The organism is Arthrobacter sp. TS-15 (genome assembly GCF_006964045.1).
In the GTDB taxonomy this organism is placed as follows: domain Bacteria; phylum Actinomycetota; class Actinomycetes; order Actinomycetales; family Micrococcaceae; genus Arthrobacter.
In genome coordinates this window covers 394,123-411,545 of sequence record NZ_SDXQ01000006.1, presented here as the reverse complement: position 1 = coordinate 411,545, position 17,423 = coordinate 394,123, and the positions used below count along the sequence as shown (strand labels likewise).

At 63.5% G+C, this 17,423-nt stretch carries 19 protein-coding genes; 11 read left to right on the top strand and 8 right to left on the bottom strand.

Features of this window, described 5'->3' with window-relative positions; genetic code table 11:
* Positions 1-69 precede the first annotated feature (69 nt).
* Genes pnuC through EU811_RS03210 form a run of 3 tightly spaced genes read left to right on the top strand, consistent with a single transcriptional unit; the run spans position 70 to position 2,619 of the window.
* Complete coding sequence (pnuC, locus tag EU811_RS03220; protein WP_142937056.1) at positions 70-735, top strand: nicotinamide riboside transporter PnuC; 666 nt, start codon at positions 70-72, stop codon at positions 733-735.
* A 1-nt stretch (position 736) separates the two neighbouring features.
* Positions 737-1,876, top strand: coding sequence for an AAA family ATPase (locus EU811_RS03215; RefSeq protein ID WP_142937055.1), 1,140 nt, complete (start codon positions 737-739; stop codon positions 1,874-1,876).
* Entirely contained in the window at positions 1,873-2,619 is a 747-nt protein-coding gene (locus EU811_RS03210) for an NUDIX hydrolase (RefSeq protein WP_142937054.1), read from the top strand. The genes EU811_RS03215 and EU811_RS03210 overlap by 4 nt, the downstream gene beginning before the upstream one ends.
* A gap of 26 nt (positions 2,620-2,645) precedes the next feature.
* On the opposite strand, the gene EU811_RS03205 is transcribed toward EU811_RS03210, so the two are convergent.
* Positions 2,646-3,950, bottom strand: coding sequence for a BNR-4 repeat-containing protein (locus EU811_RS03205; protein ID WP_142937053.1), 1,305 nt, complete (start codon positions 3,948-3,950; stop codon positions 2,646-2,648).
* A gap of 58 nt (positions 3,951-4,008) precedes the next feature.
* Between EU811_RS03205 and EU811_RS03200 the strand changes: the two genes are divergently transcribed.
* From EU811_RS03200 to EU811_RS03190, 3 genes are all read left to right on the top strand, one after another.
* Positions 4,009-4,788 (top strand): SDR family NAD(P)-dependent oxidoreductase, encoded by a 780-nt coding sequence (locus EU811_RS03200; RefSeq protein ID WP_142937052.1) that lies wholly within the window; start codon positions 4,009-4,011, stop codon positions 4,786-4,788.
* 201 nt (positions 4,789-4,989) lie between these two features.
* On the top strand, positions 4,990-6,738 hold the full coding sequence (locus EU811_RS03195) for a sigma-70 family RNA polymerase sigma factor (protein WP_142937051.1): 1,749 nt from the start codon (positions 4,990-4,992) through the stop codon (positions 6,736-6,738).
* Positions 6,739-6,806: 68 nt separating this feature from the next.
* A complete protein-coding gene (locus tag EU811_RS03190; RefSeq protein ID WP_142937050.1) occupies positions 6,807-7,238 on the top strand; it encodes a hypothetical protein in 432 nt (143 codons plus the stop codon).
* On the opposite strand, the gene EU811_RS03185 is transcribed toward EU811_RS03190, so the two are convergent.
* A complete protein-coding gene (locus EU811_RS03185; RefSeq protein ID WP_142937126.1) occupies positions 7,235-8,362 on the bottom strand; it encodes an FUSC family protein in 1,128 nt (375 codons plus the stop codon). The two genes, EU811_RS03190 and EU811_RS03185, sit on opposite strands and share 4 nt — an antisense overlap.
* Before the next feature lie 74 nt (positions 8,363-8,436).
* On the opposite strand from EU811_RS03185, the gene EU811_RS03180 reads away from it, so the two are divergent.
* Positions 8,437-8,922 (top strand): SRPBCC family protein, encoded by a 486-nt coding sequence (locus EU811_RS03180; protein WP_142937049.1) that lies wholly within the window; start codon positions 8,437-8,439, stop codon positions 8,920-8,922.
* Complete coding sequence (locus EU811_RS03175) at positions 8,919-9,437, top strand: GNAT family N-acetyltransferase (protein ID WP_142937048.1); 519 nt, start codon at positions 8,919-8,921, stop codon at positions 9,435-9,437. Before EU811_RS03180 ends, EU811_RS03175 begins: the two co-directional genes overlap by 4 nt.
* Here EU811_RS03175 and EU811_RS03170 read toward each other — a convergent pair.
* Genes EU811_RS03170 through EU811_RS03160 form a run of 3 tightly spaced genes read right to left on the bottom strand, consistent with a single transcriptional unit; the run spans position 9,434 to position 11,436 of the window.
* Positions 9,434-9,835 (bottom strand): VOC family protein, encoded by a 402-nt coding sequence (locus EU811_RS03170; RefSeq protein WP_142937125.1) that lies wholly within the window; start codon positions 9,833-9,835, stop codon positions 9,434-9,436. The two genes, EU811_RS03175 and EU811_RS03170, sit on opposite strands and share 4 nt — an antisense overlap.
* An 18-nt stretch (positions 9,836-9,853) precedes the next feature.
* Positions 9,854-10,477, bottom strand: a complete 624-nt coding sequence (locus EU811_RS03165; RefSeq protein WP_142937047.1) for an FMN-binding negative transcriptional regulator — start codon at positions 10,475-10,477, stop codon at positions 9,854-9,856.
* Positions 10,478-10,503: 26 nt separating this feature from the next.
* Positions 10,504-11,436, bottom strand: coding sequence for a DMT family transporter (locus EU811_RS03160; RefSeq protein ID WP_142937046.1), 933 nt, complete (start codon positions 11,434-11,436; stop codon positions 10,504-10,506).
* Between EU811_RS03160 and EU811_RS03155 the strand changes: the two genes are divergently transcribed.
* Positions 11,435-12,850, top strand: a complete 1,416-nt coding sequence (locus EU811_RS03155; protein WP_142937045.1) for an aminotransferase-like domain-containing protein — start codon at positions 11,435-11,437, stop codon at positions 12,848-12,850. The genes EU811_RS03160 and EU811_RS03155 overlap by 2 nt on opposite strands.
* 76 nt (positions 12,851-12,926) lie before the next feature.
* Here EU811_RS03155 and EU811_RS03150 read toward each other — a convergent pair whose 3' ends face one another.
* A complete protein-coding gene (locus tag EU811_RS03150) occupies positions 12,927-13,385 on the bottom strand; it encodes a VOC family protein (RefSeq protein WP_142937044.1) in 459 nt (152 codons plus the stop codon).
* Positions 13,386-13,440: 55 nt separating this feature from the next.
* Here EU811_RS03150 and EU811_RS03145 point away from each other — a divergent pair, with 55 nt between their 5' ends.
* Positions 13,441-14,124 carry a TetR/AcrR family transcriptional regulator gene (locus EU811_RS03145; protein ID WP_142937043.1) on the top strand — a complete coding sequence of 228 codons (684 nt, stop codon included), beginning with the start codon at positions 13,441-13,443 and terminating at the stop codon, positions 14,122-14,124.
* Between the two features lie 112 nt (positions 14,125-14,236).
* Here the strand turns inward: EU811_RS03145 and EU811_RS03140 are convergent, their stop codons facing one another.
* On the bottom strand, positions 14,237-15,865 hold the full coding sequence (locus tag EU811_RS03140; protein WP_142937042.1) for an MFS transporter: 1,629 nt from the start codon (positions 15,863-15,865) through the stop codon (positions 14,237-14,239).
* 229 nt (positions 15,866-16,094) lie between these two features.
* Positions 16,095-16,928: a putative protein N(5)-glutamine methyltransferase gene (locus EU811_RS03135; RefSeq protein ID WP_142937041.1), complete on the bottom strand. Its 834-nt coding sequence runs from the start codon at positions 16,926-16,928 to the stop codon at positions 16,095-16,097.
* Between the two features lie 288 nt (positions 16,929-17,216).
* Here EU811_RS03135 and EU811_RS03130 point away from each other — a divergent pair, with 288 nt between their 5' ends.
* Complete coding sequence (locus tag EU811_RS03130) at positions 17,217-17,417, top strand: hypothetical protein (RefSeq protein WP_142937040.1); 201 nt, start codon at positions 17,217-17,219, stop codon at positions 17,415-17,417.
* Positions 17,418-17,423: the final 6 nt, after the last annotated feature.

Sequence of the window (17,423 nt, the reverse complement as noted above, 5' to 3'; positions counted from 1 at the left end):
TGTCAAAGTGACGATAACCCTGCTACAGTCATTATTGTCAGAATGATAATAACGAACTGAAGGATGACGATGATGGCGCTGCTCGACTGGATGAACTCCGCGGCAATCCCCAACCTCTTCGGCACTCCGGTGAGCTGGATCGAGATTATTGGTTTCGTCACCGGCGCCGCCTGCGTCTACGGAGTCGCGAAGCAGAAGCTGTGGAACTGGCCCATCGGAATCCTGAACAACATCGCGTTCATTATCCTGTTCCTGGGAGCCGGTCTTTACGGTGAAACCGTCCTGCAGGTCATTTTCGCCGCCGTCGCTGTCTACGGTTGGTACAACTGGATCCGCGGCACGGCTGGCACCGGGAGCCGGAACGACCTCCCCATCCGCGATGCGAGCCGCAATGAGTTGTTCCTCGGCCTCGGGGCCACGGCAGCCGGCACTGCAGCCGTGGCGATGGTCCTCACCCACGGAACAGATTCCCAGGTTCCCTGGCCGGACGCTTTCGTGCTGACCGCATCCCTGGTGGCCACCTACGGGCAGGCCAAAAAGATCTTCCAGCACTGGTACGTGTGGATCTTCATCGATGTGGTCTCCATCCCGCTCTACTTCAGCCGCGGCCTGACGTTGACCGCCATCCTCTACCTCGGGTTCCTCGCTCTCTGCGTTTATGGACTCATCGACTGGAAGCGCACCCGAAGCGCTGCAACGCCGGCCACCCCCGAAGCCATCAAGGCAGGAGCCTGAGATGTACAAGCAAGCAATGGTCATCGGCAAGTTCTACCCGCCGCACGCGGGCCACGCACATTTGATAGCCACCGCCGCGGCCCAGTCCCGGAAGGTTGCCGTCCTGGTACTTGGCAGCCGTTTTGAGTCCATCACTATTGATGAACGGGTCAGGTGGCTGGCGGCTGAATTCGATGACGTCCATGGAGTGGAAATCTTCGGAATGCGCAATGACTGCCCCGAGGACTACCACTCGGACGAAATTTGGACTGCCCAGAACGAGCTGATGCGGCTGGCCCTGAAGAGCCATGGTGTGACATCAATCGACGCGGTCTTCAGCTCCGAAGAATACGGTTCACGCCTTGCTGCGGCTTTCGGGGCAGAACACGTGCCGGTGGACCCGTCCCGGCGGGCCTATCCGATCAGCGGCACCATGTGCAGGGAGGACCTCGGCACCTCATGGCCTAACATCATCGCTTCCGCCCGCCAGGAACTGGCAACGCGGATCATCGTGGTGGGCGCCGAATCAACAGGCACCACCACTTTGGCCAACGCGCTGACCGAACATTACCGGCCGAGGTTCCCCCGGATTGCCGACGTCCCCGAGTATGGCCGTCAGTTCACCTACGAGAAGTTCCACCGCCTCCGCTCGGAGACGCCCGACGCCGGTATAGAGGACATGGTGTGGACTGCCGAAGACTTCAGTTTGATTGGCGCACGGCAGAACGCGATGGAAAACGCTGCAGCGGATGCCTGCCCCTTGGTGATAGCAGACACCGATGCCCTGGCCACCACGCTGTGGGAGCGGTACTACCTCGGCGAAGGAAGCTTTGGCTCCTTCCACGCGGCAGATGTTCTGCCCCGCAGGGATCTGTACTTGATCACCGATCACGAGGGCGTGGACTTTGAAGACGACGGGTGGCGTGAAGGCGAGCACCGGCGGGCAGAAATGACCGAGTGGTTCAAGGAAACCCTGACCGAGGAGGGGCATTCCTGGATTCTGGTCACAGGTGACCATGATCGGCGTGTGAAGACTGCCGTCGAGACGATTGACCTCATCCTTGCGCAACGGAGCGGATTCACTTCACCGCCGTGGGCAAGCCGAACCGTTCTGGCCCCATCCGTTGTGGCCCCATCCGTTCTGGAAAGGGCATCGGCATGACGGCGAATTCACAGTCCGCGAAGGAATTCCTCCAAAGCTATAACCCCGGGGATTACCCGTCCGTGGCCCTCACCGCAGATCTGGTGGTCTTCGCGGTGTCCGCGGGCGCTTTGAACGTGGCGCTGGTTCGCAGGGGCGGGCATCCGTTTAAGGATGCGCTGGCGCTGCCCGGTGGTTTCGTCGGACCTAAGGAGTCTGCCGAACAAGCGGCACAACGGGAGCTCGTAGAAGAGACGGGGCTGGACCTTGGGAAGTTGCCGGTACACATCGAGCAGTTGGCCACGTACACCAGCCCGGATAGGGACCCGCGGATGCGAGTTGTTTCCGTTGCCCACCTGGCCCTGCTCGCGACGGACGGGAGTGTCCTGCCGGGGATTGCCGCAGGGTCCGACGCCGCAGCTGCTGCGTGGCACCCTGTCCACGACGTCCTGCGCAGCAACGATCTGGCCTTCGATCACCTCGAAATTCTGCAGGACGGTCTGCGGCGGCTGGCCGGCAAGATGGAATACACCACGGTCGCAGCCCGCCTGCTGCCGCATGAGTTCACCTTGACGCAGCTTCGCACCGTCTACGACGCAGTGTGGGACACCACCCTTCCGGCGGGAAACTTCACCCGAAAGATGATGCCCCACTTGACTGCCACAGGCCGGAAGGCGAGGGCGGCTACCGGTGGTGCCCCGGCAGCGCTGTTCACCGCCACTGACCGGCACATCCATCCGCCCATGGCGAACCCAACGAACTAGGCCAACCCAACAACCCATGTAGCGCGTTAGAGAAGCAGCAATACCTCCGTGGAGTAGCTCTGCGACGAGCTCATTGATCCCCGGAACCAGCACACTGCGTGGACCGAGGGATCGCCGGGAATGACCATGGGCCGGAGGTTGTCCACATCCGATCCCTCGGTGATGGCTTCCCATGTCCAGCTGGCGCCGGAATCGGAAGTCCGGCCCCGGTAGATCTCGTAGTGCGCAGTGGTTGCACCGGTTCGCGGGTCCACGGGTGCGGAGATGTAGACGCGATCCAGGTTGTTCGGGTCCACAGCACCCAGCCCGGTGTAGTCCTGCTCGTGCGGTAGCAAGCCGGGACCGGCGACGGCGAGGGGATGCAGCTTCCAGCGCAACCCATCAAAGCGGGCGTACAGCAGGCGGTGATCGTCGACGTCGAGCATTTGCTCCCGCTGCAGCGGACCGTTCACGTCGTTGGCCCGGCACGTGAGGATCGCCGTGAGTTCCGTGCCCCGCCGGCGAAGGTCAGTAGTCCAGCCATGGGTGAGGGCATCGCCGTCGAGCGTTAGCCCGGCTTCGAAAACGGTGGTGAGGGCCGTCTGGTTGATCCCGACTGAGCCGATGACGGGCTTGCTGACCACCTTGCCCTCGGCGTCGTGGAGCGCATCGCCCTGGATGTAGCCGTGGTAGATGCTGTTGTTGTAGTCGCGTGGGTGGTGGTCCGTGGTGATGAGGTCGATCCGGTCCGTGCCGTTGCCGGCATAGCGGGTGTAGCCGTTGACGTAGCCGATTTTGGGTCTGGTGAAGAGTTTGCCGCCGTAGCTCCAGGTGCTGCCGTGGTCCTCGGAAATCATCAGCGTGGGGTCGTCGTTGATGGCGCGGACAAAATTGTAGACCCGGCCTTCGGTGCTTAGAGCGTGCAAGTTGGAGTAGGTGGCGCCGCGACCGTCGGCGAGTTTCGTCCAATCGAACTGCTGCTCCGGTTCCCACTGGGAAGCGTCGTGCGGCTTGGTGGAGACGCGCCAGCGGGAGTAGTTGTCCGTTTTGTGCTTGGCATACATCGCCACATAGTGGCCGTCGGGCCGGATGAGGAGGGCGGGAGCGTTGTGGTCATCGGACTCCAACCTTTCATGGAGTACGTGGACGCGGCTCTGACCGGTAGCAAGGTTCACCTCCGCAACTTCAATGTTGCCGCCACGTTCCGCACCACCCTGTCCTTCAGGTGCAGCGACCGAGCCCACCAGCAAGGTGTTGTTTGCGGGGTCGATCAGTGCGCGCTCGTCCTGGAACCAACACCACGCCCCGTTGTTGTTGAGGACAAGTGGCTCTTGGGGGAAAGAGTTGACCATGGGAATCCTTTGCCGCTTTGCATCGTTTCAATTCCGGTGTGGGTACTAGTCTAGGCGCATGACCACTCGAGCCAACGAACTTACAGCCTTGGTAACCGGGGCCACCGCCGGTCTCGGTGCAGAATTCGCCCGCCAACTTGCCGAAGCCGGACACCACCTGATCCTGGTAGCCCGGGATGAACAGCGCCTCAAAGAAACAGCCGAGGAACTTGAACGCGACTTCAGTATCTCGGCGGAGGTCCTTTCCGCGGACTTGACCACCGACGTCGGCGTCTCAGCCGTCGCAGACCGTTTGCGGGACGCTTCACGGCCTGTGGATGTCCTTGTTAACAATGCCGGAATCGGGCTGTTGAAGTCGTTCGAACGGAATGAGCTGGACGAGGAACGCCGGCACCTGCGGCTCCACGTCCAGACACCCATGGAGCTGAGCCACGCGGCATTGGAAGTCATGCTGGCCCGGGGGAAGGGACGGATCATTAACGTCGCCAGTGTGGCAGCGTTCGCCAATAGGGGCAGCTACTCGGCGGCCAAAGCCTGGCAAGTGACCTTCAGCCGGTGGGCCAACATCGCCTACGCGAAATCCGGCGTGCAGGTCACGGCCGTTTGCCCCGGTTTCACCCACACCGAATTCCACGATCGCATGGGCATGGACAAATCCGTTGCACCCCGATTCCTATGGCTGACCGCCGATCGCGTAGTGCGCGAAGGGCTGGAGGACAACGCCAAAGGCAAGGCAGTCTCCATTCCGACGCGTCGGTACAAGGTGGTCAGCTTCTTCGCCCGTGTCCTCCCGGCGAAGCTCACGTCCGGCCCGCCTCGCCGGCCGTTGGAACCCTAGCTCGCCGGCCGTTGGAACCATAAGCCCCAAAAATTGTCCTGCCGCTGCTTTCCTGACGGGGTGGCTGGCTTTAGGCTGATGCTGGAGTGCGGCACCGGGCGCGGCTGCTGCGCTGGGGCTACAGCAGCGTGGTCCCGCAAACGGGGCCCGCGAGTCGTCCCGCTTTCCCGCGAACCATGCCGTGTCCGAAGCAGGTAACGCATGGACGAGGCAGCTCCCACGGACGGCTCCAGACGGGAAGGACACGACGGCGGAACGGTCGCCGTCGAGGACAGCGACGCACGCCTGGTGCTGCTTGTCCGAGCAGGAACCACGGCCGCGTTCGAGACGCTCTATGCGCGGCATCAGCCCATGGCTCGAACCGTGGCCGCCGCCCAGCTGGACAATTTTGCTGATGTTGACGATGTTGTGGCGGATGCGTTTGCCTCGGTCTATCAGTCCCTGGCTGCCGGGAAGGGGCCCGATTCCTTTTTCCGCGCCTATCTGCTGACCGCGGTTCGGCGTGTGGCCCACCGCGTCAACCGGGACGCGACCCGTACCAGCCCGACATCCGAATCGTACATTCTGGATACCGTGGATGCCCATGATGATCCCGCCGTAGCGAAGTTCGAATCTGCGGCGGTGGCTCAGGCGTTCCGGTCCCTACCGGAACGCTGGCAGGAAGTCCTTTGGTACGTGGACATTGAAGGGCTGAAGCCTGCAGCCGCTTCGCCGCTCCTGGGCCTGACGCCCAATGGAGTGTCCGCACTCGCACTCCGGGCGCGGGAGGGCCTGCGCCAGGCGTACCTCCAAAACCACATCAGTACATCGGCAGGGGAAGATTGCGAGGAATACTCAACGCAATTGGGTGCGTACTCGCGCGAAGGATTGAGCCGGCGCAAGCAAGCCCGGGTGCAGGAACATCTGGAAGGCTGCCCCAAATGCACCGCCCTGCTCCTTGACCTCAGTGACGTTCAGTCCGCCATGCGCGCATGGATCTTCCCGCTGGTAGCAGGGGTAGCCTTCAGCTCGGCCTTCCCTGCGCTCGCAGGCGGAGGCGGGGGAGCCGGTGGCACTGGGTCGGCACCAGGCGGCACCGTCATCCGCGGGGTGGAACCCTGGGGAATTTCCCTGCCCTGGAAAGTGGGCGCTGGCGTCTTGGCGGTGGCAGCAGTGGCAGCGAGTGCCGCCATGGCGCTGGGAGTTGCGGGCGCCACCACCTCCGAGCCGCCGATTGCGGGTGCATCGCCATCCCCGGGTGAGCCCACGAATCCGCTGATCCCACCGGTTGCTGAGGACATTTCGGAGGAGTATCCGCTATTTCCGGACTTCAGCGATCCGTCCCAAGGCAGCCCCGAGAAGCCGGCCTTCTACCCCTTCCCGCCCAGCACCACACCAGACCCCGGCCCCTTACCCAGTCCGTGGCCATCGCCGGGTGAAACTCTGCCGCCAGCGCTTCAGTCATTGCCTACCATTGCACCTTCGGACCCTGCCACCTTGCCGCCGCTGCAGCCCACGCCGGCACCTTCCGTAAGTCCTTCGCCGAACCCGACAGCAAGCCCAACGCCCATCCCCACGCCGAGCCCCGGCCCCAGCGAAACGCCGGCTCCATTGCCTGCAGTGACGGCCACGTTCACCGCTGAGCCGGGCACAACGGCGTCGGACACCAACGTCACTGTCACTTTCCGCCTCAAGGACCAAACGGCGGTGCCCGCGTCCGCCGAGGTGGTCTTTACGATTTCCGCCGGCACGGACATGATCCCGGGCAAGCTCGTTGAACCGGCGGGCTGGACCTGTTTAAAGGAGGCTGCTGCCACAACGCAATTCCGTTGCACCAGCACCGCCGTGGACCCGGATAATTTGACGTTCCTGCTCGGAATTTCCAAGCAGGACGAGGCGGAGGTGGCTACGCTCGACTACTCATTCAGCGGCACAGGCATAGGGACGGTGACCTTTTCCAACACCTTCTAGCTTGACAACGCCCGACAACAGGAGCCGGGTTACTATGACACTTCATTCCAGCCTGAGGGGGCAGTGCTATGAAGAACGGATCCTTGACATTCGCGGTGGCAATGGTTGCAGGGGGACTGCTGCTGAGCGGCTGCTCAGGTACCAGCTACTCCGGTTTGGAGGCGTTGCAACGGGAGGCGACGGAGGCAGACACGGCCCCGGAAGGGCTGACCATGGGCGAAGTTGAGCTGGAAAAGATCCTTCTGGTGGCGGAGGCTAACGGAAAAAAGTACTACTTGGGGGAAGGCAAGCAACACCGGCCGACGTGCCTGATCGTAGGATCCGCCGACGCGTATTTCTCGCATAGTGGCTGTAGCGATTCCATCCAGGGAGAGTTGTTGAGGATTGGTGGCCCCGACCAGAAATCCGCTGTTCTGGTGTCCGATGGCTACGACACCAAGCAGTTGGAATCGAGCGGCCTGACGAAAATCCACCCGAACATCCTGGTAGTTACGAACTAGCCCGTTTTCTCAGGAACCCGGCCCCGCGGCGCCCGCACCAGCACAGCAACCGCGATGCCAACCACGGCTCCCACGAACGTTTCGATGGCACGCTCCATCACCAGCACGCCCGGATCCATGGGGGAGGCCAGCTGGGCGATCAGCAGGATCACCGGGGTAAAGAACACCATGGCCCACCCGTAATGCCGTGCCATGAACAACTCCGTGGGGAACTGGCACAGCACCACCAGCACAGCCAGTACCACCGCGGTTTGACCGGGGAAGTACTGAAGCGGCGATAGCGGACTGGGAAAAAGTACGACGGCGACAATCGCCAACCCGAGGAACGTCCCCACGATGCGGTGGATACCTCGGTGGACGCGGCTTGGGAGGTCGGCACCGGCGAGGGGCACGGCCGCGGCGGCCATGGCCCAGTGCGGGTGGCCGCTTCCGCTGAGGACGCCGATGGCGCCCGCGGCACTGACCGCCAGGGAATAGCGGGCGGCATGGACCAGAGCGGCTTGACGCAGCGGGCCGCGGAGGACGGGGATGTCGCGGGCAGCGCCGGAGTCCCACGTGCGTCGCCGGAACCAGCCGGTAAAACCGACCACCATGGAAAAGGCGGCGGACGCTGCCGCGATGAGTACCGCCGTCGTGAACGGAACATTGGTGGGCACGGATGCGCAGGCGCCCAGTGCGAGGATGCCGAAGAACGGGCCGATCGGTTTGAGGCGCACGGCGTCGGCGTATAGCGACCCGACGCCGGCAAACAGGGTGGCCACCAGTACCAGCCACCAGGAGTGGATGTGGTTGACGGAAAGGAACACGCCGATGGCCAGCCCGCCCACCAGGAACAGGGCCGCCTGGGCTTGGTGCTTGAGCCGCAGCTGATGTGTTTCGTTGCGCCCGTACATTCCGGTCAGCGCACCGAAAACGGCGTACATCATGAGATCCGGGCGGCCTATGAGAATGAGGAACAGCCCGGGTACTGCCACACTCAGGGCCACCCGCACAGCCGAGAGGCGATCGTTGTTGGCAGGGCCCAACCGGTGGAGTTCGCGGGCATGGACCATCAATCCGGTCACAGAGGAACACCACCAATCGGCTAGGGGTTGTCTTTGCAAATTAGCAGTGTCGCCGCCCAGGCCGCCATAAGCCCGGTCACAACCCGTAGTGGGCTTGGGCGCGCGTACGGGGAAAGGTCTGGGAAGATCGAGGTATGCCCGTCGCTTTCGTCTGCCGTACCCGCTCCACCATGTCACCGCAGGAGCTGTTCGATCTTTCCCGCAACATCGATGCCCACGTGGGGTCCATGACCCAGAGCCGCGAGAAAGCAATCGGCGGCGTCACCACCGGGCTGATCTCCGAAGGTGAGACTGTCACCTGGCAGGCGTGGCACTTGGGAGTCCGGTTCCGCATGACCAGCCGCATCACGCGGATGGAGGCGCCGTCGTCGTTCTCTGATGAGCAGGTGAAAGGCCCTTTCAAGTACCTCCGCCACACCCACGAGTTCCGGCCCGAAGGCAGCGGCACCCTCATGGTGGATACGGTGGAATTCGCGGCGCCGTTCGGCCCGCTGGGCAGGCTGGTGGAGAAACTGATCCTGGCCCGGTACCTGCAGAACCTGATTGAGAAGCGCAACGAGTTCCTTATTGCCCAGTATCAGCCAGCCCAAACCCCTAAAGCCCAGGACCCGCGGCAATGATCAGGCTCGCGCATGCGGACGACCTGCTGATTCTGCAGGAGATCGAGCGTGCCGCGGGCCAGGCTTTCCGGGCTTTGGGAATGGACTCCATCGCGGATGACGAACCCCTATCCATCCATGAGCTGAACAGTTATGCCACAGCCGGGCGCGCATGGGTTTCTGTGGACGGGCTCGACTACCCGGTGGCGTATTTGTTGGCGGACATCGTGGACGGCGAGGGCCACGTGGAGCAAGTCAGTGTTCATCCGGATCATGCGCACCAGGGCATTGGCCGGGAACTGCTGCATGCCGCGCGCGTGTGGACGCGGGGCCACGGAATGCACAGGCAAACCCTCAGCACGTTCCGGGATGTGCCATGGAACGCCCCGTATTATCGCCGCCTTGGTTTTGAAGTGCTCGACGCCGGCAGCTGGGGTCCGCAGCTGGCCCACCTGATGGAGCACGAGGTTGAGTTGGGCCTGACCCGTTGGCCGCGCGTTACCATGTGGCGTGCCGCGGTCCCGCCAGGTAGTTAGCCCGCCACCAGCTCCACCTCGTAGCTGTCCGTGTTGAGCAGGTACGCGGCGTAGTGGTCCGGGCCGCCGGCGTGCGGATACTTGGACTCGAACATCTCGTACCAGCCTGCGTCCGCGCCGAGCGTCCGGATCCTGTCCACGTTCTCCCGGGTGCCTGCATGGAAGGCCACGTGGTTCACCCCGGGATCAGTGCGGCGGTGGGTTGTACCGGTAATGGCATCGGTCTGCTCCACCACCACGTACATGCCGTCGAGCTTCCAACTGCACCCGGTGGGCCACTCCTGGAAGGGCTCATAGCCGAGCTCGCCCAGCAGCCAACCCCACTCTTCCCTGGCCCGCTCCAGGATGGGCACCCAGATTTCCAGGTGGTGGATGGAACCAACAGGGGCGGCGGCGATCTCAGGCATGCGCCGAGTCTACGAGGTCCGGGCCCGTTCCACATCGGCGGCGCTCGCAGCGTCACCACGTTCACGGAGCCCGGCGATCACACCGTCGATGTCCGCGGCAGGACGGTTCTGGCTCAGCTTGGCCTTGGCCTCCACCCGGGAAATCAAGAGTTCGACGCCGACAATCGCCCTCAGTTGGCCGGCGATGAACCGCTGGGGCGCGTCCTCCACGCTCCACGGGTCCCGCATCCCGGCCTCGTGGTGATTGGAGAGCCGGCGGACGTGCCTGCCCAGCCAGTCGGCATCGTCGTGGATAACAAGCTGACCGTAAACGTGTGCCGTGGAGTAATTCCACGTGGGCACCACCCGGCCGTGCTCCGCTTTGGACGCGTACCAGGACGGCGAAATGTAGGCGTGGGCACCTTGGACGATCATCAGTGACTCGCCGATCGCAGGCGAGGACCACTGAGTGTTATTACGGGCCATATGTGCGTGCAAGGCGCCGTGCTCACCCACCGTGGGCTCGTAAACAAACGGCAGAAGCGTGGCGAGCAGCCCATCCTCTGACATGGTGACCAGATTGGCTGCGCTGGCTCCGGTCAGGAGCGAGTCAACAGCCTCCGGGGATGCGGCAAAGTGCGCTGGGGTGTACATGGTTGTTCCTTTCAGAACCGGAATGGTCAGGAGTTCGACGGCGGGCTGAGGCGCACGCGGACAGCGGCACCTGCGCAGATGATCACCGCCAGGCCACCCACCACGGTGGTCCAGGTGATGGACTCGCCCAGCAGCATCCCGGCCCACGCAATGGTCATCACGGGTTGGACCAGTTGGATTTGGCTGACTTGGGCCATGGGGCCGATCGCGAGGCCCCGGTACCAGGCAAAGAAGCCCAGGAACATGCTCACCACCCCCAAATAGACAAAGGAGAGCCACTGGGCGCCGGATGCGGAGGGCAGTCCGGAGCTGAGCGAAACCGCAGTCAGGATGATCATCACTGGCGAGGCGACCACCAGCGCCCAGGAGATGGTCTGCCACGATCCGAGTTCGCGGGCCAGCATGCCACCTTCTGCGTAGCCAACAGCAGCGGCAAGCACGGCAGCCAGCAGGAGCAGGTCCGCCCAGTGGAGCGAGCCGAACCCTCCGGACTGGACCAGTGCAAAGACCAAGGCCGCCACCACTCCGGTGAACGTCAGGACCCAGAACAGGGGACGCGGGCGTTCCCGTCCGCGAATCACGGCCGCTGTGGCCGTGGCAGCCGGGAGCAGCGCGATCACCACCGCTCCATGGCTGGCTGAGGTGCTGGTGAGGGCAAAAGTTGTCAGCAGCGGGAAGCCGGCAACCACACCTCCGGCCACCACGGCCAAACGCAACCATTGGGAAGCGCCAGGCAACCGCTGCCTGGTGATGCTCAGGGCCAATGCCGCCAGCAGTGCGGCGACCACGGCCCGGCCGGCTCCAATGAACAGGGGAGACATGCCTTCAACAGCCACGCGGGTGAAGGGAACTGTGAAGGAAAAGGCCAGGACGCCCAGCAGGCCCCACCAGATTCCGGTGGACGTGCGGGCGGATATCACTGCCCGCGAATGAATAGTAGCGCTACTATTGTGACTCATGAACAACGATAGCAGTTCCCGGATCGCCCTGCGATTGAAGGAGTGGATCGCGGATGCAGCGCCCGGAGCAAAGCTGCCATCAACCCGGCACCTGGTGGCCGAGTACCAAGCGAGCCCGGTGACTGTTCAAAAAGCCCTGCGGACCCTCACGGCGCAAGGCCTGATCGAAAGCCGCCCCGGCGTTGGAACATTCGTCCGCGCATTCCGGACAGCAAGGCCGTCGGACTACGGCTGGCAGACGGCTGCCCTGCGATCAGCCCAGACCGCGCGTCCGCAGAACTCAGCCGCCATGCGGAGTGCTTCCAACAACGTCATCGCGTTCCACTCGGGGTATCCGGACCGCGAACTGCTTCCGGAACGTCTGGTCCGTGCAGCACTGACCCGCGCAGCCCGCGGCGAGGCAGCCCTGTCCCGGCCGCCGGCGCAGGGTATCCCCGAACTGCAGACCTGGTTCGCGCAGGAACTCAGTACCTCAACGCCGGTGGGCGTCACGCCACCCCAGCCCAGCGACGTCGTGGTTCTTCCCGGCAGCCAAAGCGGCCTCAGCTCGATTTTCCGCGGGCTGGTGGGCCACGGACAGCCACTGCTGGTGGAATCGCCCAGCTATTGGGGTGCGCTGCTGGCTGCCGGCCAGGCGGGCGTGAAGGTGATCCCTGTTCCCAGCGGCCCGGAGGGGCCGGATCCCGAAGAGCTGGACAGGGCCTTCGAGGAGTCCGGCGCCAGGCTGTTCTATGCACAGCCCAATTTCGCCAATCCCACGGGCGCCCAGTGGACGGCGCGTCGCGGCGAGGAAGTGCTGAAGATCGTCCGCCGTCACGGAGCCTTCCTGGTGGAGGACGACTGGGCCCACGACTTCGGCATCACGGCACCCTCCGTCCCGGTAGCTGCCAAGGACGACTCCGGGCACGTGGTGTACATCCGCTCGCTGACTAAAAGCGTGTCACCGTCCATTCGGATCGCAGCGGCGATCGCGCGCGGCCCGGCTCGTGAACGGATCATGGGCGCGCAGGCGGCCGAGTCCATGTACGTCAGCGGCCTACTTCAGGCCGCTGCCCTGGACGTGGTCACGCAGCCAGGCTGGCAGACGCACTTGCGCGGCCTCAAGCACCAGCTCCAGTCACGCCGCGACCTCCTGGTGACCAGCCTGCGGGAGCATGTGCCGCAAGCCCATCTCAGCCATCTGCCCAAGGGCGGCTTGAACCTGTGGCTCAGGATGCCGGACGGGTTCGACGTCGAACGGCTCACCAAGGATTGCGAAGCGGCCGGGGTGCTCATTGCCGCAGGGACGGAGTGGTTTCCCGCGGAACCCGAGGGGCCGTACATCAGGCTCAACTACGCCGGTCCCAACCCGGGAGCGTTTCCTGAAGGTATGCGGATCATGGGCGAGGCGGTGCGGGGGTTGCTGGGATCCTGACGCTTTCCCGTTGCCGGCCCGCTATTCCGTCGCGGGGCAGCGACGCAGGCGCGGGGGAGCGACGGGGTTGCGCCGGTCAGACTGCAGGTGTTTCGGCCACCGTACGGCCGTAGCCTGCGCGACCGGTCTGATCGAACCCATGCCGTTCGCGGGTCATGAGATGGATCTCGTGGCCTTCCGGATCCTTAAGGACCACAAGCCAGGCCACCGAAGCATCAATGACGGGGGAGTGCGGAACACCTTCCCTGTCCAAGTGCTCCAGCCAGGCCTCCAGGTCTTCCCGGTGCGAAATATCGATAGCGAGTTCCAGGCCCTCCTGGGATTGGGCCGCGGGATTGGCCCGGAAGGAAAGGCCGGTGGGGTTGGCGCCGGGCAAGCGGCCGGCGGCACCGGCGATTGTTCCGTCCGGACCGGGGAACTCCATGACCGCCTCCCAGCCGAACACGCGGGAGTACCAACTGCACGTCCCCGCAAGGTCCCTGACCGGCAGCTTGGTTCCCAGCAGGCCGTTCAGCGGTGGGATGGATTTTTCCATAACAACACACCTCCTAATGCACCGTCACTGAATTAGTACACCTATACTGCACTTCATGATGGTGAAGGACAAGGGGCAAACCGTGGATCCGCGGATCAGGCGCACTGAACGTGCGGTCATGGCTGCCGCGGGTGAACTCTTTGTGCGTCAGGGGTACACGGCAACCACTATGAGCCAGATCGCCAGTGCGGCAGACTGCGCTGAACGCACATTGTTCCTCCGGTTCACCAGCAAGGCCGAGCTCCTGAAGCGAGTGGTTGACCAGACCTTCGCAGGAATGGGGCCCGAAGAACCGGGCCTGGACGAGCCCGGCACAGACAAGCCGGGACCAACGACGCCGGGCTCAGCGAATGCGACGCCGGATACCTTGGAAGCCCGGTTGCAGGCACTGGCCAACAACATAGCTGCAACCATGATCCGGACCGGACCGCTGTTTGCCGTTGCCCGCGAGGCCGAAGCCAGCGAACCCCTGATCCGGGAAGCCTTCGACGCCGCGCGCAGGGACACCATCGCCGCATCCCGGCGCGTGTGGCGCGGATTGGAGCGGGACGGCCTGATCAGCAGCGGGATCGACGTGGACTGGGTGGCCGATACCACCGCGCTTCTTGGCGCAGCGGACACGTATCTCCTGATCCGGACGGCCATGGGATGGGACCAACAGCAACTTGCAGCCTGGCTATTTCGCACCTGGCTCTACTTTGCCACGAACCCTGAACCGGCCGCCGTCGTGCACCCTTAAACGCCGCAGCCACCAACGCCAAGGAGAGCGCCTTGGGGCTGGTGGCTACGGTGGGCGGCAAGCTGCCGCGAACTAACTGAATCGCTATGCAGAAGTTGCAGGCAGTGAGTTCCTAAGCGGGAGTCAGGTCCTTATTGCCTTTGCCGAGCGATGAATCATCGATGGGCCGGCCGTCGAACGGCATCTGATCCAGGTTGATCAACGGGTTGGTGTCCTGCGTTTCCACCAGTTCACGTGCTTCTGCCTGGGTGTCCACGCTGGGCATGGAGCCCGGCAGCGGGCGGCGGGCCGATTCCGGCAGGAAGAAGATGGCAATGGCGCCGATGATCGAGGTACCCATCAGGTAGTAGGCGGGCATCATGTCGTTGCCCGTGCCTTCAATGAGTCCCTGAACGATGAACGGGGTGGTGCCACCGAAGATCGCCACGGAGAAGTTGTAGGCAATGCCCATTCCGCCGTAGCGGCTGGACGTGGGGAACAGGGCGGGCAGTGCCGAGGCCAGGTTTGCCACGTAGAACGTCACCGGGAAGGCGATCAGTGCCAGGCCTGCAAGCGTGGACCAGATCTCGCCGATGCCAATGAGCATAAAGGCGGGAATGGAGAAGACCACTGTGCTGCCCGCGCCTACCCACAGGACTGGCCGGCGGCCGATGCGGTCCGAGAGGCGGCCGGTAAGGGGAATGCAGATGGCCATGATCACCAGGACCGGGATGGTCAGCAGGGTGCCGTGGACGGGATCGTAGCCCTTGGAGTCCGTGAGGTACGTGGGCATGTAGGACGTCAGTGCGTAGCCAACAATGTTTGCTGCAGCAGCCAGGATCATGGCCAGGAGGATCTGGCGCCAGTAGGCCTTGATGATGCCCACAGGTCCCTTGGCAGCAGCGGCATCCTGCGCTGTTGCGTCCTTGGCCGATGCCTCCTGGGCATCAAGGGTGGCCTGGAACTGAGGGGATTCCTCGATCTTGCTACGGAAGTACACCGCGATGAGGCCCAGCGGACCAGCGATCAGGAACGGAATCCTCCAGCCCCACTCCTCCATGGCGGCCTGTCCCAGCGTGAGTTGCAGGACCGAAACCAGGGCGGCGCCCAAGGCGAAGCCGATGTAGCTGCCCATGTCCAGGAAGCTGGCGAAGAATCCGCGGCGCTTATCCGGAGCGTACTCACTCACGAACGTGGTGGCACCGGCGTATTCGCCACCGGTGGAGAAGCCCTGGATGAGCTTCAGGATCACCAGCAACGCGGCGGCCCAGATGCCGATCTGCGCATAGCCGGGAAGGAGGCCGACGGCGAATGTACTCGCCGCCATCAGCATCAGTGTTGCGGCGAGCACCTTCTGGCGGCCCACCTTGTCGCCGAGCCAGCCGAACACGATTCCACCGAGGGGGCGGGCGATGAAGGTTGCGGCGAAGGTTCCCAGCAGGAACAGTGTCTGGACCGAGGGGTCTGCCTCCGGGAGGAAGACAGGACCCATGGTGGTGATGAGGTAGCCGAAAACACCGACGTCGTACCATTCCATGGTGTTGCCGACGATGGTGCCGCCGAGTGCTTTGCGCAGCATCGGCTTGTTCACCACATTGACGTCGGACTCTTTGAGCCGGCGCTTCGGGCGAAGCTTCTTCGTTGCGTTCTTTACTGCGTTTGCTGCGTTTGTGGCGGCCGGGGTGGGGCCGGCCAATACCTGGTTCCCGGTGGCGTTCCTTGCGCCATCCGGAGAGACGGTGTTGCTTTGGTCTGTGGGCATTTGGGCTTCTCCTAGGGAGGTCATTTGCTTGCGACTTCTGCTGCCCCGCTCTGGGCAGGGTTTCAATTTTACGGGTTTTAGGCCGAAAACCCGAGTTGAGATCCGATTTTTGGGCAGTTTTTGGGTGCAAATTGCCTAGCTGTGTTGCATCTCATTACCCGCTCTTGCCCCGCTATCAAGCGGATCCGCCTCCGTTTTTGCCCTCCAGAGCACGTTGTTACCAAATTGTTTAGCTGAGCCCAGTTAACGGGGCAATTTGGGTTACGGAAGCTGATGAATCGGTAGGCCCGTGGGTACCCATCACCACGGTTGCGTCTGCCCTTTCGTCACAGGCCACCTCCGCGATGAACCCCGCCTCGCCGAGAATCCCGGCCGTCGCCAGCGCCTGCTGCCCCGAGGTTTCCATCACCAGGAACCCACCCGGCGCCAGCCACTGAGCCGCGCCCAGCGCTACCCGACGCTGTACCGCCAAACCGTCAGCGCCGCCGTCGAGCGCTGCTCTCGGCTCGTGGAGTCGCGCCTCCGGCGGCATCATGCCTATTAACTCCGTGGGCACATACGGCGCGTTGGCGAGCAGCACGTCCACCGTCCCGCGCAACGTCTTAGGGAGGGCTTCAAACAGATCCCCGTGGTGGACGCGTCCGCCACGGGGCTCGACGTTGTATCGCGCGCAACGGACCGCAGCGGCGTCGATGTCCGCGGCATGCAGCTCACAGCTCCCCAAAAGATCGTGGAGCGCCGCCCCTATCGCCCCGGAACCGCAACAAAGGTCCACAACGACGACACCGGGCTTGGCGATGGTCGCGGCCTTCCGGACCAGGAACTCCGTGCGACGCCTGGGCACGAACACCCCCGGGCTGACAGTCATGCGCTTTCCGCAGAAATCCGCCCAGCCCACAATGTGTTCCAGCGGCAATCCGCTGAGCCGCTGGTCCACCATACGGTGGAGCTCGTCCGGATGGCGGGCGGCGTCGATGAGGAGTCGGGCTTCGTCCTCCGCGAAAACGCAGCCGGCGGCACGCAATGCGGCGGCGATGGATGCTCTCCGGGTCACGTTTGCCATGCTAGCCGAGGAAGAATCCCGATGGGGTTGGGCGCCGGAATTCAAAGTTGCTGCAGGTGAGGGGTTCACAAATCTGCCGGGACTTAGCTAGGGTATGAGGCATGGGAACACTGATTTTTGAGTAGACCGGCCTCTGCCCCTCGCGGCACAGCCGAGTTTCACCTGACAAAAATCCACGCCTGTTGAGGCCCTGCCTCCATGCCGTTCCCGTTCTCGACGTCTTCTTCCCGAACCGCAACGACATAGGATACGTGTCTCTTCAGGACTCACACCTTTAGGAGTCCACGTATGACTGCCAACCCTTCCGAAAACAAAAAGACCCCGGCCGCCGGCGGTATCAAGTCCAAGCTGACCGACGCGCAGAAGGCCATGCTGGCAAGCAAGTCCGGGGGCGGTGCTCCAGCGGGCTGGCAAAGCACTGGCAAGGGGCACAAGCCCACCGCCGCCAGCGGCAAGCAAGCTAAGACCGAGAAGAAGGTCCGCTGGTAAACCTGC